The organism is Xenorhabdus japonica, assembly GCF_900115195.1.
In the GTDB taxonomy this organism is placed as follows: Bacteria; Pseudomonadota; Gammaproteobacteria; order Enterobacterales; family Enterobacteriaceae; genus Xenorhabdus; species Xenorhabdus japonica.
On sequence record NZ_FOVO01000017.1, the window covers coordinates 1 to 15,840 of the forward strand.

The 15,840-nt window shown below is 37.3% G+C and carries 11 protein-coding genes; 5 read left to right on the top strand and 6 right to left on the bottom strand.

All coding sequences use genetic code 11. The features are described 5' to 3' along the window. Positions 1-64: 64 nt before the first annotated feature. The 3 genes from BM135_RS08450 to BM135_RS08460 all read right to left on the bottom strand — a co-directional run bounded on the left by BM135_RS08450 (position 65) and on the right by BM135_RS08460 (position 3,758). The gene (locus BM135_RS08450) at positions 65-580 is read right to left on the bottom strand and encodes a hypothetical protein (RefSeq protein ID WP_175486032.1); all 516 of its coding nucleotides are present in this window, start codon (positions 578-580) and stop codon (positions 65-67) included. 1 nt (position 581) lies between these two features. Continuing rightward, positions 582-1,427, bottom strand: coding sequence for a TauD/TfdA dioxygenase family protein (locus tag BM135_RS08455; RefSeq protein ID WP_092519321.1), 846 nt, complete (start codon positions 1,425-1,427; stop codon positions 582-584). A 387-nt stretch (positions 1,428-1,814) separates the two neighbouring features. Beyond that, positions 1,815-3,758, bottom strand: a complete 1,944-nt coding sequence (locus BM135_RS08460; RefSeq protein WP_092519322.1) for a pyridoxal phosphate-dependent decarboxylase family protein — start codon at positions 3,756-3,758, stop codon at positions 1,815-1,817. Positions 3,759-4,707: 949 nt separating this feature from the next. On the opposite strand from BM135_RS08460, the gene BM135_RS08465 reads away from it, so the two are divergent. Both BM135_RS08465 and uspE read left to right on the top strand, forming a co-directional pair. Beyond that, positions 4,708-5,469: a fumarate/nitrate reduction transcriptional regulator Fnr gene (locus BM135_RS08465; protein ID WP_092519323.1), complete on the top strand. Its 762-nt coding sequence runs from the start codon at positions 4,708-4,710 to the stop codon at positions 5,467-5,469. Positions 5,470-5,591: 122 nt separating this feature from the next. Then, complete coding sequence (uspE, locus tag BM135_RS08470; protein ID WP_092519324.1) at positions 5,592-6,536, top strand: universal stress protein UspE; 945 nt, start codon at positions 5,592-5,594, stop codon at positions 6,534-6,536. A gap of 169 nt (positions 6,537-6,705) precedes the next feature. On the opposite strand, the gene BM135_RS08475 is transcribed toward uspE, so the two are convergent. From BM135_RS08475 to pntA, 3 genes are all read right to left on the bottom strand, one after another. Continuing rightward, the gene (locus BM135_RS08475) at positions 6,706-7,629 is read right to left on the bottom strand and encodes a tyrosine-type recombinase/integrase (RefSeq protein ID WP_245737342.1); all 924 of its coding nucleotides are present in this window, start codon (positions 7,627-7,629) and stop codon (positions 6,706-6,708) included. 599 nt (positions 7,630-8,228) lie between these two features. Beyond that, a complete protein-coding gene (gene pntB, locus BM135_RS08480; RefSeq protein WP_092519373.1) occupies positions 8,229-9,617 on the bottom strand; it encodes a Re/Si-specific NAD(P)(+) transhydrogenase subunit beta in 1,389 nt (462 codons plus the stop codon). A gap of 25 nt (positions 9,618-9,642) precedes the next feature. After that, entirely contained in the window at positions 9,643-11,178 is a 1,536-nt protein-coding gene (gene pntA, locus BM135_RS08485) for a Re/Si-specific NAD(P)(+) transhydrogenase subunit alpha (RefSeq protein ID WP_092519326.1), read from the bottom strand. Between the two features lie 390 nt (positions 11,179-11,568). Between pntA and ydgH the strand changes: the two genes are divergently transcribed. From ydgH to BM135_RS08500, 3 genes are all read left to right on the top strand, one after another. After that, positions 11,569-12,537 (top strand): DUF1471 family protein YdgH, encoded by a 969-nt coding sequence (gene ydgH, locus BM135_RS08490; protein ID WP_092519327.1) that lies wholly within the window; start codon positions 11,569-11,571, stop codon positions 12,535-12,537. Between the two features lie 360 nt (positions 12,538-12,897). Beyond that, positions 12,898-14,289 carry a basic amino acid/polyamine antiporter gene (locus tag BM135_RS08495; RefSeq protein WP_175486035.1) on the top strand — a complete coding sequence of 464 codons (1,392 nt, stop codon included), beginning with the start codon at positions 12,898-12,900 and terminating at the stop codon, positions 14,287-14,289. Between the two features lie 860 nt (positions 14,290-15,149). Continuing rightward, a complete protein-coding gene (locus tag BM135_RS08500) occupies positions 15,150-15,680 on the top strand; it encodes a fimbrial protein (RefSeq protein ID WP_092519329.1) in 531 nt (176 codons plus the stop codon). The last annotated feature ends 160 nt before the right edge of the window (positions 15,681-15,840 follow it).

Consider the following 15,840-nt stretch of genomic DNA (forward strand, 5'->3'; position numbering starts at 1 on the left):
GGATTGTAAATCACAAACGATCATCAATGTTCCTACCTTTATGTACTGAAGGCACATCACTGAACTAACTGTTCAATTTAGACCCGTTTGCCCTAACTTCTGCCTCAGCCATAATTAAGCGTTGCATAATGTTATCTGGCATTTTACAGAAGGCTTTGGTGATAAATATCATCAATAACCCCATATCCCGTGCCAATTCATTCATTCGTGCAGATATGGGCCAATTCCATGATGGATCGCTATTCCATCCGCACCTGATGTACTTTTGTGAATGAGGCAAGGTATGAAGATCAGAGAGAAAAATAGTTTCATCCAATTGATTAACGACTCGCTTACCAAAATCAATACCATTTTCCCAACTGGAAACAGCAGAAAAACACATTCCATAACAAGCCATACTTTCTGGTAAGCATCCTGTTACAACATCAGTAGTTAAACTATTAAATGGCAATCCTCCAGCAACTCCTGCTCTTATCAACATTGGCTCTGCGGGTTTGAGTTTATGCTCGTTGCTATATGCTTCGTTACTTTTCCTGACTAATTGTTTAATAAATTTTTCCTGTTCTTTTCCTATATACATATTAGGTATCCATTATTTCCCGGCCGGGTATTTTATTTTGATAAGAAGTATCTGGATAAATTTTTAATGCCTTAATAAATCTATCTCCGGTAAAAAATTCACGACGATGCAAGAGTTGACTGTTATCATACAAAAGTAAATCACCTTCACTCCATTGATGTGAGTAAATGTTTTCTGGTGATAATATTTTTTCTAGGATAGCTTCTTTAAGCTCTTTTGAATTTATCAGGAGCTGATTATCATCAAGAAATTCCATAGTGTTTTCACTGACATAAATATATTGCTGCTTTGTTCGTACATTTTCAATTATCACGGGATGAGCAACTGTGATACGAGGAGCATTGTCGTGTGAAGCCGCAGGTTGGCGGGTTGACCACAACTTGTTTAATATTGAAAGCTCATCAGGGGTAAATTCCAGATGATCTACAGCAGTGGAAACAAAAGAAGTATTTCCCCCCTGACATCTCACAACTTCACTGTAAAGTATGCTGACGGAAGCTGGATTGATGCGAAACTCTTGATCTGAATGCCAAAAATCTGTTTCATTACCAGCAAAACCTAATTGTTCCCCTTTGCTATCACGTAAGTTGGTTAAATAAGCGATATATTTCCGGTTATCTGATAGAGAGACTTTCCGGGCTGGTTCTTCAAGTTTTCCATTTCCTATATGTTGGGCAAAGCTGACAAGATCCTCATCATTCATTTTCTGATTATTAAAAATCAGCAAACCATAAGTGGATAGATGTGATTTTAGAGTAATGTAATCCTCATTTGATATCTCAGAAACATTTTCACAGATAACATAAGCACCAAAATGCTTTCTGAAAGGTTTTATCGTAAACGGCATGAAAATCCCTCATATTTATTACAATTAATCATCTTCAATAAATACCAATGAAAGATTTATAAACCTCATAGGAGTAAATTAAATATATGAAATTTATTTCATATATTTATATGTATTGAAGATGTTTTGGTATTTCAGGAGAAGATGATAACTCAATGGCTCATCAGTTAAGGTAATTAAAAATTATTGGTTAAATAAAAACCTTTTTGGATAATGCTATTTTCAAATTTTATTAGTTAAAATTTTTTATTTTTAACAAAATTTAACGTAAGAGTAATACAAATAATTAATAGTAAAAAGAGCCTATTTTCATAGGCTCATTATAAGTAATTTATTATTTTTTCAATCTAAAAAAACTTGGTTAATTAATGTTCTAATTTTTGTTTATCAACCCATAAATGGTACTTTCTGACCCAAATTTATCCGTTCTTTTTTCTCTTCTTCATCAACAAATTGGTCCAATTTCTTGACAAAGATAGCTTGAAGCTGTTCCCAGAACTCTTCAAAGTGCTCTTCATCGCGTAAGCAGTAAGTCATTACCGCAGCGCGTAATACATAGATACTGCGAATCTCTTCCCATTCACTACGGTTAAAACCACATTTCTCCGCATAATGCCAAGGCGTATCACCATATTCTTTATAACTCAATATAGTTGATGATGTGAGAAAATCGTTGGTATAAGCACGTCCTGTGGAATATGAGCAAAGTTCATATAGACGCTTGTTGAGAGCATTATGATTGCTCAGGCTGTCATTACCGATTTCTTTGAATGTAAAGTTGATCATATGAAAATCAGGAGATGGAAAAATATGCGCTTCAAATCGATATTTACCGATTTCTATTGGCGGTAAATTTGCCAATTTATTCAATAACCTTTGTGCTGTGACAATACCAGCAGCAATGACTTTTCCGTACCCATTGATATTCAAAGGCAATAAACGATGAGCAGCCCAAAGTGCCGCTGCTGTTGCTCCTGATTTTGAACCTTCCATAATGGATGAGCCAAGTACTCCCCGATTTACGGTAGTCTTTTTATCATTATTATCTTCGAATACATACGCTGCATGAGAAGAGATCAGGTCGAGGATACGCTTGTCTTTCATGCAGATGGCACCCGCTGCATATTGAATAAAACCAACTTTATGCGGATCTACTGTAATTGAGTCAACTTCTTTCAATGCCTTGAAGCTCTGGTAAACTTCTGGTTTAGGCCAACTGGTATTTTCTGGCATGATCCCTACCGACTGGTAGTAACTGGCCAGCTCATCATATTCTATAAATTCTCCCTGCTCATTCAGAAGCATGGAACACGCATATCCCGCATAGGCAGCGTCAACGTGAATATAAAATGATTCGCCATAACGTTCTTCACATTCTTTCCTCAACGCAATGGTTTCATCAATCCGATCAATTGCGCCAACTTCAGTTGTTCCTACTACAGCAACCATTGCCAGAATTGGTTCACCTTGCTCAATTAATTCAAAGGTGATTTTCCTCATTTGAGCAACGTTAGTTTGGTAATTTTCATTTACAGGCAGTGGAATAATATTTCCCTGACCAATTCCGAAAATATCTGCGGCTTTCATCCAAGAATAGTGCTTGGATTGTGGAACCAATAATTTGCCCAAAATTTCCTCTTTAACTCCCGTACCACGGCATGTCATATCGCGAATTTCATTAAAGAGTCCACGTTTTTTCAGTTCGGTAATCAAATCCAAAACTTCAGCGGTTGGCATATTTTTTAATTGCCGAGATGTCTTATGGCTGACCAGATCTTTGGCTTTAGGATGTTGAGATATTGCAAAAGGCAATGTTTTTAAATTCCTGGCTACCCACATTCCTTCATAATTAGCCACTGTGCCACCAGAAGTAATATGTCCCCAAGATTGTTGAGGGTTATAGCCAAACATGCGGCAGAGATCTAATCCTGATTCAAGCTCTAGCTCTGTTGTTGTCGGGGAAGCTTCATAACTACAGTTATTCGGGTTGTACATCATGGCCATAACGTAGGCAAGATTAGAAACCATTAAGGTATCACTACTGATATGACCGAGGTAACGGGGGGAGAAAAAAGGAATAGATGAGTTTTTCAATTTTGCAGATAGCTGGTTTAAGATCCCTTCTGTGCGATAAAGTGTTTCTCTATAGTTATGTTCGTAGCGATCAACGGATGTAACTAAAGTAGTATCTTCAGGGTGAAAACCTGATCGCCAATGCATATGTTCGCTAACCGCATAATCCATCATCTCTCTAAAAAAAACAGCGTTCTCTGATTTTGGACCTAAAAATAACGCATTTACATTTAAATTCGGATGAAATGGCTTAGTCATAATCACACAACCTTTTAGTTGGTTCTTTGTTTTTGTCGTAAATTAAAAATTTATTAATAATTTGTTTTGATTTTCTGTTTTAATGTCGAATGTCTTGCGACAGTGATAAAACACCCACAATAACTAACTGAAAATACTTTGTTTGATTTTCGAACGTTGCGTAAAAAACATTCTGCAACATATGTCTAATCAATCTATTTTATATATATAAAACATAGTTCTTAGAATATTAATAATAAGTTAATAATTAACTTTAAATTTGTGCACTACCACAAAAAAATGAGAATAATATCTTATAGTATTTTACTATAAATATTTCTTTGTAAACTATGCAGCAGAAAAACTATAAAATAATAAAAGTAGTAAATAATAAAAATAGTGATTTCCATATATAACAGAAGCTGTGACAACGTCACAGCTTCTGTTATATATGGAACTAAAAGCGAAAAGAATAGGATAATCAATCGAGATAGTATGAATTATTTATCATACATTTCACATAATAAAAAATGTGTATCGATTGATCACTTCAGCGATAAACATGAAAACCTCTCCAATCAAAATATAATTTCTTACATCTAATCAATGAATTATCTCTTTTCATCCTAAAAGAGTAAGTTTAGACTGCCATTTCAACAATATATAAGCATTATGAAAGCATTCTTAATTTTAAGGCGCTTTTAACGTAAGTAATTGTCATACAATAAAGATCTATGACAACATCATCTACGCCGATTAAATCCATATATTATTAATTAAATTTCATTTTGTTTAATATATTATATTTAGTAACTAAAATGTTATGTAAATTCGAAATGAATCCAAAAAAATTTCACTTTTTTGCTTAGTGATGATAAATACCGTGATTAATGGGCGTACCTAGCTCTTATCAGAACAATCTAAATATGTTAAATTTACGCATATCAATCACTTCTCATGAGCATCTCCTATGATCCCGGAAAAACGTATTATTCGTCGGATTCAATCTGGTGGTTGTGCAATCCACTGTCAGGATTGTAGCATTAGCCAGCTTTGCATTCCTTTCACCTTAAATGAACATGAACTTGACCAGCTTGATAATATTATTGAGCGTAAGAAACCTATTCAGAAAGGACAAACGTTATTTAAGGCTGGTGATGCGCTGAAATCACTCTATGCCATCCGCTCTGGGACTATAAAAAGCTATACTATTACTGAAGAAGGTGACGAACAAATTACAGGTTTTCATCTTGCTGGTGATTTAGTTGGATTTGATGCCATCATAAATACTGAACATCCAAGTTTTGCCCAAGCATTGGAAACATCAATGGTGTGTGAAATCCCATTTGAAACATTGGATGACCTTTCTGGGAAAATGCCTAATCTTCGCCAACAGATGATGCGTCTAATGAGTGGGGAAATTAAAAGCGACCAAGAAATGATATTGCTGCTTTCCAAAAAGAATGCTGAAGAAAGACTGGCTGCCTTTATTTACAATCTGTCACGCCGCTTCGCACAGCGTGGTTTTTCTCCTCGTGAATTCCGCCTTACCATGACACGCGGTGACATTGGTAATTATTTAGGCTTGACTGTTGAAACAATTAGTCGCCTACTTGGCCGGTTCCAGAAAAATGATATCTTGGCTGTCAAAGGCAAGTATATCGCAGTCGAAAATATGGATAAATTGGCTGAGTTGGCAGGAAAGGCTCCAGCTAATGTGTATCAACGTTAGTTAAATTTTAAGCCAGATCACTATATTTTGCTGATCTGGCATACCCTTAGCCTGTTATAGTTGCTTATATTGGTTTATCTTTCTATATGAGAGAGGCATCCAGACTCTGCGAGGAACTCAATATGGCAAACTACCAAAACCTCTTGGTTGCAATTGATCCCAATCAGGATGATCAACCCGCATTAAGACGCGCAGTTTATATCGTGCAACGTAATGGGGGGAGAATTAAAGCGTTTTTACCTATTTATGACCTTTCATATGAAATGACCACTTTACTTTCTCCGGAAGAAAGAAGTGCAATGCGAAAAGGTGTAATAGGCCAACGAGTCGCTTGGATAAAACAGCAAGCCCATTATTATCTCGAATCAGGCATTGATATTGAGATCAAAGTGGTTTGGAATAACCGTTCTTATGAAGCCATCATTCAAGAAATTATCACTGAAAATCATGACTTATTATTGAAAATGGCACATCAACACTCTCGGTTGGAATCCATGATTTTTACTCCACTTGACTGGCACTTGTTACGTAAGTGCCCTTGCCCGGTCTGGATGGTAAAAGATCAAGTATGGCCAGAAAATGGTTCTGCTGCTGTCGCTGTTAATTTATCCAACGAAGAACCTTACCATAATGAACTGAATCTAAAATTAGTACGTGAAACGCAAGACCTTGCCAACCGAATTGTAAAAGATCCTTTGATTCATCTTGTCAGCGCTTATCCGGTCGCGCCTTTAAACATAGCAACTGAGCTGCCTGACTTTGACCCGAATGTATATAACCAAGCATTGCGCGGTCAACATTTGATCGCCATGAAAGAATTACGACAGAAATTTTATATTGATGAAAAGCAAACCCACGTTCATGAAGGTGTACCAGAAAAAGTAATTCCTGAAATATGTGATGAATTAAATGCAGGTGTAGTTGTTTTAGGTATTCTTGGACGAACTGGGCTGTCAGCCGCGTTTATTGGTAATACAGCAGAACATGTTATCTATCGACTTAAATGTGATTTGTTGGCTATAAAACCTGATGGGTTTGTTTGCCCGATCAAGGTAGAAGAAGAGTAACGGGGTTGAACCGTGATTAATAAGTGATAAGGGCTTGTTGATAGATAAATTACAGATGGGTATTAACTAAAAAGCTCCTATATTAGGAGCTTTTTAGGATAAATGAAAAAACTCTCTGTTTTAGTAAATTGGTAAAAATGATTAAATAGAATAAAGGTTATCTGCTTTATCAAAAATTGAGATTTCTGGCTGCATTCTTTAAACGTTCATCTCCTCGGCGATCATATTTCTGGGTTGTGGTGATGCTTGAGTGCCCCATCGCATCTTTGACGGTTACGATATCTTCACCATTGTCTAACATAGCTGATGCAAATGTTCTACGCAGATCGTGTGGCGCAAATTTTTCCAGCCCACTTTCTATCCTGCGTGACTCAAGGATGTGATAAATTGCTTGGTCTGACAAACGGTTATCAGTTACATCATCATGGCGACGAATTCGGGTAAAAAGTGGGCCTGAATGATCCCCGCGTACTTCATCTATCCAACGAGTTAAACGTTCCCATGTTCCTTCCGGCATATAGGATAACCGTTCTTTATTACCTTTTCCCATAACTCTTAACGCTTGCTCGCGACGAATAATGTGTTTCATGTCGAGTGAAACTATTTCTGAACGACGAAGTCCGCATCCAACAAGCACACCAATGATAGCTGCATCACGTAATCCTTTTGTGCTGATATCATTTTCACAAGTAAAAAATAAAGTTTTTATTTCATAACGTTCAAGTGCCCTGCCTTTTGGTAACCTATTTCCCCTGACAGATCGCACTTGTTTTATATGCTGAAAACAGTCGGTATCGAGTTGTTTCATTGTCCATGCTTCCAATGCAACGCCTTTCAACGCAGAAAGATAAGTATTAATTGTTGCGGGCGCTTTACCTGAATCTGAAAGCATTTCCATAATTGCTTGAACATGATGACGACGAAGTGCGTGCCAAGTGCAATCTTGTACATTTTGGTATCCCAGCATTTTTGCCACGATATCCAGAAATGATTTCATAGTTTGGCGACTACGTTTCGATCCAAGACTGACAAGATATGCAATTGCAGGATTGTCGTATATTTGTTTTCCAGATGCAGATAACGACATCAACATACCCTGTTCTTGTTGAGAGTCGGTCAGCACAATAAGTGATTTTTTATCACCGTTATTTTCGTGGTTATTTTGATTATGGTTGTTCAAAGCTATCTCCCGACTTCAATGTCTGCAATTCGCCAAAACATAATCCATAGATAGAGTTTAAACGGAACAGACATTTCCATTTTCCTATTCCTATTCCTGATGGTTTGTTTTTTGCTCACCTCGAGCGCGTATTATTGATTGAGTTACGTAAAAATTACGGCAATTTAACTCCACACTATCTTATTCAATAAATCTTACTTTTTCAAATGTATATTTTAATAAGTAGAATAAATTAAATATTCTCAATAGACTGTAATTGTATGTTTTATAAAGATAAAGTTTTATAGATAGTCTATCTGTCAACTATTCCAGCATTGAGGTAACGGATAATCTGACTCGTTATAACGTCTATATTTTGTTGAGTGTGTTGTACATTAAAAGATGAAGAATATAAATAGCATTCCATGTTATGGAAATATAATGAAAAAGAGCCTCGTGTTATAACATGAAGCTCTTGGTTATTTAGAAGGCTCAAAATCTATTAGACATATTAGACATATTAGACATAGCAGTCATAAAGCGCGAAGAATTGTTTCTACACTCCCTTTAGCATCGCCAAACAGCATTTGTGTATTCTCTTTGAAGAATAATGGGTTTTGTACCCCGGCATACCCTGTATTCATAGAGCGCTTAAACACGATGACGTTTTGGGCTTTCCAAACTTCCAATATTGGCATTCCGGCGATAGGGCTTGAAGGATCTTCCTGAGCAGCCGGATTTACGGTGTCATTTGCTCCGATGACTAAAACTGTATCGGTTTCAGAAAAATCATCATTAATTTCATCCATTTCCAAGACAATATCGTAAGGAACTCTAGCCTCTGCAAGCAGCACGTTCATATGTCCCGGCAAACGTCCCGCAACAGGATGAATACCAAAGCGAACATTGATACCTTTATCACGCAATTTCGCTGTGATGTCATGAACAGGATACTGCGCTTGTGCAACTGCCATGCCGTAGCCTGGTGTAATGATTACTGATGTGGAATTTTTCAGCAATTCAGCAACATCTTCCGCCGTTGTTTCACGATACTCTCCCATATCGTGTTCATCACTGGATAAAGCACCATCTGTACCGAAACCACCCGCTATGACACTGATAAAGGAACGGTTCATCGCCTTACACATAATATAAGAAAGAATTGCTCCTGAAGAGCCCACTAAAGCACCAGTGACTATTAGCAAGTCATTACTTAGCATGAAACCTGCCGCCGCAGCTGCCCAGCCTGAATATGAGTTCAGCATGGAAATAACGACAGGCATATCCGCACCACCAATGGAAGCAACTAAATGCCAGCCAAAAGCGAGTGCGATGACTGTCATCACCAGTAAGGTGAAAACTTGTAAGCCAACATTTTCTGTTTTTATAAAAGTTAACATTAATATCAGAGAGACAATCAATGCTGCCAAATTAAGTTTATGTCGGTGTGGTAACATCAATGGCTTGGAAGATATTTTTCCACGCAATTTACCGAATGCCACAACCGAACCGGTAAATGTTACAGCACCAATAAATACCCCAAGGAAGACTTCTGTCAAGTGAATGTTTTCCATAATGGGAGTAGCGAAAATATCATGGGTAATGAAGCTATTGAAACCAACCAAAACTGCTGCCAAACCGACAAAACTGTGCAGGATAGCAACTAATTCTGGCATTTCGGTCATTTCGACTTTTTTGGCGAGGCGAATACCAATGACTGCACCGATAACCATAGCTAAAATGATCCAACCAACTTTACCCGTATCAGGCCCTAAGATAGTAGCAAGTAACGCAATCGTCATACCAACGATGCCAAAAATGTTACCGCGTTTGGAGCTTTCGTGGCGGGAAAGCCCGGCAAGACTGAAAATAAACAAAATGGCGGCAACAATATATGCTGCTGTAACTATTCCGCTTGATATTATTCCGTTTAACATAAGTAACCCCTTATTCTTTACGAAACATTTTCAGCATACGTTGGGTGACAGTAAAGCCACCAAAAATATTAATGCTGGCAATTAACACTGCAATGAATGAAAAGAAACTCACCCATCCACCTCCACCAATTTGTAGTACGGCACCAACCACAATAATTCCGGAAATAGCGTTGGTGACAGACATCAATGGCGTGTGTAATGAGTGGCTGACATTCCAAACAACGTAATAACCCACCACACAGGACAAGGCAAAAACGGTAAAATGAGATAAAAATTCTTTCGGTGCAACATGTGCTAACCAGCCATACAGGATTATCGCTAACGCAAACATTCCATACTTCAGCCACGGAGATTTGGGGGGTTCTGTCGGTTTTTCCTCTTTTTTTGCTGATGTTGGTTTGGTAGTTGCTGGCTGAGCTGAAACCTGAATCGGTGGCGCGGGCCATGTGATTTCACCTGCTTTAATAACAGTGACACCACGAACAACGATATCATCAAAATCAACAACGATTTCTCCATTTTTCTCTTTGCACAGTAGTTTCAGCAAATTGACGAGGTTTGTTCCATAAAGTTGTGATGATTGAGTGGGTAGGCGACTGGGCAAGTCGGTATAACCGATAACTTTCACACCATTTGGTGTCACAACGAGTTTATCAGCCTCCGTGTATTCACAGTTGCCCCCATTTTGGGCGGCCAGATCGACAATCACGCTGCCAGGTTTCATGGAATCAACCATTTCTTTTGTAATAAGCCGTGGTGCAGTTTTCCCCGGAATCAAGGCGGTTGTAACGATAATGTCGACTTCTTTTGCTTGTGCAGCAAACAATTCCATTTCTGCTTTGATAAAGGCTTCTGACATCACTTTTGCGTAACCGTCTCCACTGCCTGCCTCTTCTTTGAAATTCAATTCCAAAAATTCGGCTCCCATGCTTTGTACTTGTTCCTTAACTTCTGGACGTGTATCAAAAGCACGGACAATCGCACCAAGGCTACCTGCTGCCCCAATAGCAGCCAGTCCAGCAACACCTGCCCCAATAATCATCACCTTGGCTGGTGGTACTTTACCTGCTGCTGTAATCTGCCCTGTGAAAAAACGACCAAATTCATGGGCAGCTTCAACAATGGCACGATAACCAGCAATATTCGCCATTGAGCTAAGAGCATCTAAAGATTGTGCACGAGAAATTCGTGGAACTGCATCCATGGACAAAACAGTAATCTTGCGCTCTGCAAGTTTTTCCATTAACTCCGAATTTTGCGCTGGCCAGATAAAACTAATCAGCGTAGTACCTTCTTTCATCAAGGCAATTTCATCATCTTCAGGGGCGTTTACTTTTAAAATGATATCTGATTGCCAAACCTGGTGGCTTTCTGCTATATCAGCCCCTGCTTTTTGATAAGCCATATTATCAAAACTGGCAAGTTGCCCTGCTCCCGTCTCAACTGTGACATTAAATCCCAATTTACGCAATTGCTCCACGGTTGATGGTGTGGCAGCAACGCGCGCTTCGTTGGAAAATCGCTCTTTTGGTACACCAATATGCATAATGTTTCCTTCTTTAAGAATGAAATATTGCTGATTATTACCTTGTTGAAGCCTATTTAACGATTAGATTGATTTTATTTCTGCTATCAGCAAAACCTATCAATAGAATATAAAATAGTAACGTAATAAAAATAATGTCAACGAATTATCATAATAAAGTCAGAAAAATCAAAATAACCTGTCAAGGTAAACAATTATTCAGCTTATATAACTTACTATATTTATTAAAATTCTCAGTGCCATGTACTACAAATTAGTAATCGTTTCTTTAGAAGGCATAATTTCTTGCGACAATTAGCATTATTACATGTAATAATTGCGATCTATGTGATGCATAACAATGTTCAGCACGTTATAAATATTTTAATGCGCAAGGCGAAAGGATTTTTTATGAAGCTGAAGACAACGATCATCGCTACTGCGGTGTTCTCGTTAACTACTATTTTAACTACTACTATTACTGTTGCACATGCGGCTAAAGAATTGACTCCAGAACAAGCCGCAGAGCTTAAACCTTTTGAGCGGATCGCAGTCACTGGTCGTTTTAATGCAATTTATGAAGCTGCTGATGCGGTTTCCCGTCAGGCGGATAAAAAAGGCGCTGAGAGTTTTTACATCCAAAGTCTCGACGATCTCAATGGACGTGGTAATTTACGTGTTGTAGCCGATTTGTACCATAAAGATGCGGAAAAAGCAGATAAAACACCTAATTATCGCATCTATCGTGGCATCAAAGAGTTACCTAAGACAGAAGCAACCACTTTGGAACCTTTCGATACTGTAACAGTAAATGGTTATTTCCCTACTGATCCTGACCTGAAAGAAGCTATAGCTAAAGCAGCAAAAAAGAAAGATGCAGCATCTTTCTTTATTGTTCGTGATATCGCACCAAATAATGGCGGCAACCAAATAGTCACAGCATATGTTTATAAAGAAGATGCGCCAAAACGTAAAGTTCAATCTAATGAAGCTGTAATTCCGGCCGATTCTGAATCAGGGCGACAAGCTTTGGCACAAGGTGAAGAAGAAGCTAAGAAAGTCGAAATTCCAGGTATTGCTTCTTCAACTTCAACAAGCAATGTGGTTGGTCGATTTTTTGAAACCCAGTCATCAAAAGGTGGACGTTACACGGTAACTTTACCTAATGGCACAAAAATTCAAGAGTTGAATAAGGCGTCAGCTGCTCAGATGGTTCCATTTGACTCCATCACCTTCTCTGGTTATTACACTACCGCACCTGAGGTTTCTTATCAGGTTGCTAAGCGTGCAGCAGAGAAAGAAGCAAAATACTACCATATCACTAGAGAATGGCAGTCTAATGGTGGTAACGTTACCATCAGTGCAGATTTATTCAAATAATCACAATCTTTTAGTTAAGCTGTTCATGAAGAGGGCACAAAAACATTTGTGCCTTTTTGTTGGCTTTTTGAGCGCTTCATCCGCTATCTGTATCAGTAATCCACCATACGGAAACTTATTTTTAATTTGTTTTCTTATTGATAAGCACAATTTTATGCATAAAATTTATGTTTTTTTGCATAGTCAACCATTGCATACAATCCTTTCACTCCGTAGAATCGCCCTGTTTTTTTAGATTTATCGACTAAATCTTTCCTGCAATCCATAGCATGGATGCAATAAATGTCCAATATGTGTTCGATATTCAGGACAAGTGTTCTGGCTAATCGTCTCGATTATATTATTTTTAGGAACGTATCTTTGGAAAAGAAATTAGGCCTTACGTCTCTGACAGCACTGGTACTCAGTTCTATGGTCGGTGCCGGCGTATTCAGTTTGCCGCAAAACATGGCGCAGGTAGGTAGCCCTGCTGCATTAATGATTGGTTGGGGAATAACAGGCATAGGTATTCTCTTTTTAGCCACTTCCTTACTTTTACTTTCACGACTTCGCCCTGATTTGGATAGCGGTATTTTTACTTATGCAAAAGAAGGTTTTGGAGAATTAGTTGGATTTTGTTCTGCATGGGGATATTGGTTCTGTGCAATTATTGCCAATGTTTCTTATTTAGTTATCGTTTTTGCCGCATTAAGTTTTTTCACCGATACTGAACAATCTGTAATCTTTGGTGATGGCAATACTTGGCAATCCTTGATAGGTGAATCCATATTATTGTGGTTTGTTCACTGGCTGGTACTGCGTGGTGTACAGACGGCTGCAGGAGTCAACCTACTGGCTACAATAGCAAAATTATTACCATTAGGCATATTTATTATTTTATCCATCATCGCCTTCAAAATGGATGTGTTCTCTTTTGATTTCAGTGGCATTGAAATGGGCGTTCCTGTTTGGCAACAAGTTAAAGATACAATGTTAATTACACTATGGGTTTTCATTGGTGTTGAAGGCGCAATTGTTGTTTCAGCACGAGCCAGAAAACGCAAGGATATTGGCATCGCAACCGTATTGGCTGTTATCTCTGCATTAGGGGTATATGTGCTTATTACTCTGCTTTCATTAGGATTGGTTTCTAGACCTGAATTAGCAGCCATGCGCAATCCTTCAATGGCAACGCTGATGGTCGAATTAATGGGTTACTCTGGTCAAATTGTAATTATTGCTGGTTTGATCATTTCTGTTTGTGGTGCTTATCTGAGTTGGACAATCATGGCGGCAGAAGTACCATTTATTGCTTCCTTACACGGTTCATTTCCCAAAGTATTTAAGAAACAAAACAGCAAAAAAGCACCTGAGTCATCACTTTGGATCACAAACAGCGCAATTCAACTTTCTTTGATTGTAATTTGGTTAAGCAGTTGTAATTACAATACATTACTTTCCATTGCGTCAGAGATGATTCTTGTACCCTACTTTCTTGTTGGTGCATTTTTAATGAAGGTTGCTTTTCAACGTAGTAGTCGTGCTTTACTCACTATTGCTTTAGGTGCTTGTATTTATGGCTTATGGTTACTGTATGCTTCTGGTTTAATGAATCTTTTGCTATCAGTTGTTCTATATGCCCCTGGATTACTGGTTTTTTTATATGCACGCGCACAAGATCAGGAAAAACCCCCTTTGAATGTAGTAGAAAAACTAGCTATGGTGGTTCTGTTTCTGATAACGATTCCATCTATGTGGTTGTTAATTCACTGATAGTAATTCACATCATCAGATTGTTTTTCTAAAGCAGAATAGCTTTTTATTTCACACCCAAATGGGTAGTTTAAGAGGAGAAATACATTTCTCCTCTCCTTACTAATGACATATCACGTTTTAAATTGTTTTTGATTTTTTCTCTATTGTTTCATATTTCTTTTGTTTGGATATCAATATTTATGTTGTAACTAAATGGATAAATGTAGATCATTATGCGATCAATACATAAGAATTAATTCTATTTTTATAGTGCGGTATTTTTGGGTGAAATGATAATTCTTCTGTGAACATATTTTTTTCTGCCAATAATTAATAATATTAAGTTAACTTTACGCGGATTAAAATTGTATAAATTTAATTTAAGAATAGATTTAACGGCCGACATAATAAGAATAATTGATATAAAAACTCTATTGATAAACAGTGGTTACAAATTGATAACATTCGGTTAAAGAAATAGCAAAAAAATATTTAACAAACATATATATGTTTTACATTATCTTTATTTTTACAGGATATCATCAATTAATAGTAAATCTTATAAAACAGAATAAAAATTCATTAGCATTCAAAAAAAACTACACCTTATGAATAACAATGCTATTAATGATAGCTTAATAGTTTAAAAACTCTGAATAATGAGATTAGTCAAGTTATTATTTTAATCTTTGTTAATTACTCGCTACTATATTCTTTACCTTATGCGTTAATAAGGGAATATGAACTGTTGTTATTTATTGTTTTTTTCAGATGTAAACCTAAGCAATCCACTTGCTGTATTAATATACGGCCTTAACGTTAACTTAATAATTTATTTCTCTGTCGAATAAGTTCGTCTGAGATGGGATGTATTAAAAGTGAAAACAAAATTACTTATTTCATCTTTATTTGTATCATCTGTATTTATGTCCACAGCACACGCTGCCGATGGACAAATCAAGTTTACGGGAAAGATTACCGATACTGCGTGTAAGGTTGATTCAAGCTCAGCTAATCAAACCGTAAATATGGGGACTATCAGCTCAAATGCATTCAATGGGCCTTATAGCACCTCCGCCCCTACCCGTTTTAGTATAAAATTGTCTGACTGCCCAGCAAATATTAAACATGCACAGGTAAAATTTGATGGTCAAACGGATAGAGCCAGTAGTCATCTTTTGGCATTAAACAATAGTAATGGCGAGAGTGTTGCTCAGGGTGTCGCTATCGCTCTTTATGAAAATGACGGTAACTCAAGAATCAATATGGCTGAAAATTCTCGTTCTCAGAGATTGAGCGGCCAAAAAACTAACGAAATGAATTTTGTTGCCAAGTACATAGCGACAGCTGATAAAGTAACTCCTGGTTCGGGTGATGCAGTAGCTAACTTCACTATTATCTATAATTAAGATAACCAAGTTAATCATATAATTAAGGCATTATTTAGATAAAACACTATCAACTAAATAATTTATAACCAATGGAATTAATGGCAAGGAAGCCAAAACAATATATAAACAATCTAAATATGCCTGTTTATTAATAAATAAAAAACAAAGTGCATTGGAA